Consider the following 1,235-nt stretch of genomic DNA (forward strand, 5'->3'; position numbering starts at 1 on the left):
CTGGCCGTGCTGGAAGCGCTGGACAGCGGCAAGCCGGTCAGCGAGTGCCAGAACGTCGACGTGCCGGAAACCATCCACACCATCCGCTGGCACGCCGAGCTGATCGACAAGATCTACGACGCCACGGCCCCGACCGGCAATGCCGCCGTGACCATGGTGGTGCGCGAGGCCATTGGCGTGGTCGGCCTGGTACTGCCGTGGAACTTCCCGCTGCTGATGCTGGCCTGGAAGATTGCCCCGTCGCTGGCCGCCGGTTGCTCGATCGTGGTCAAGCCAGCCAAGGAAACCACCCTCAGCGCCCTGCGCGTGGCCGAACTGGCCCATGAGGCGGGTATTCCTGCAGGCGTGTTCAACCTGGTGCCTGGCGGTGGCCGTGAAGTGGGCGAGGCCATTGGCCGCCACATGGACATCCCGATGGTCAGCTTCACCGGCTCCACCGACACCGGCCGCCTGTTCCTGAAGTACGCCGCCGAGTCCAACCTCAAGCGCATGGTCCTGGAGCTGGGTGGCAAGAACCCGGCCGTGGTCATGAACGACTGCGAGGACCTGGACGAAGTGGCCCAGTTCGTCACCGCCGGTGCGTTCTGGAACATGGGCGAAAACTGCTCCGCGTCCTCGCGCCTGATCGTGCACAAGGACGTGAAGGACCAGCTGCTGGGCCTGATCGCCAAGCACCTGAAGGACTGGAAGCTGGGCGACCCGCTGGACCCGGACAACCGCCTGGGCGCCATGGTCAGCAAGTCGCACTTCGAGAAGGTCAAGTCGTACCTGGAATACGCCGCCGAGCACAAGCTCAGTATCGTCCAGGGTGGCGAGACCGAGGACGGCGTGTTCGTGCAGCCGACCATCGTCGACAACGTTGGCCGCGACAACAAGTTGTTCGTCGAGGAGATCTTCGGCCCGGTGCTGAGCGTGACCAGCTTCGAGACCATCGACGAGGCGATCGAGCTGGCCAACGACACCGTCTACGGCCTGGCGGCCTCGGCCTACACCGGCAGCCTGCGCAATGCGCTGCGCCTGTCGCGTGAAATCCGCGCGGGCGTGGTTACGGTCAACTGCTTCGGCGAAGGGGATGTCACCACACCGTTCGGTGGCTACAAGGAGTCCGGCTTCGGTGGGCGCGACAAGTCCATCTGGGCCCATGACCAGTACACGGAGCTGAAGACCATCTGGATCAACGCTTCGTGACCTGAGCAAGACCGGTGCTGTTCTGACGGAGTTCGGCACCTGGCCGC

The 1,235-nt window shown here is 64.8% G+C and carries 1 protein-coding gene; it reads left to right on the forward strand.

All coding sequences use genetic code 11. The features are described from left to right. The coding region (locus tag CAG34_RS27285) for an aldehyde dehydrogenase family protein (protein ID WP_085593521.1) at positions 1 to 1,188 on the forward strand (1,188 nt) is incomplete at its 5' end. Between the last annotated feature and the right edge of the window lie 47 nt (positions 1,189 to 1,235).

Source organism: Pseudomonas sp. B14(2017), from assembly GCF_002113255.1.
GTDB classification, from domain to species: Bacteria; Pseudomonadota; Gammaproteobacteria; order Pseudomonadales; family Pseudomonadaceae; genus Aquipseudomonas; species Aquipseudomonas putida_Z.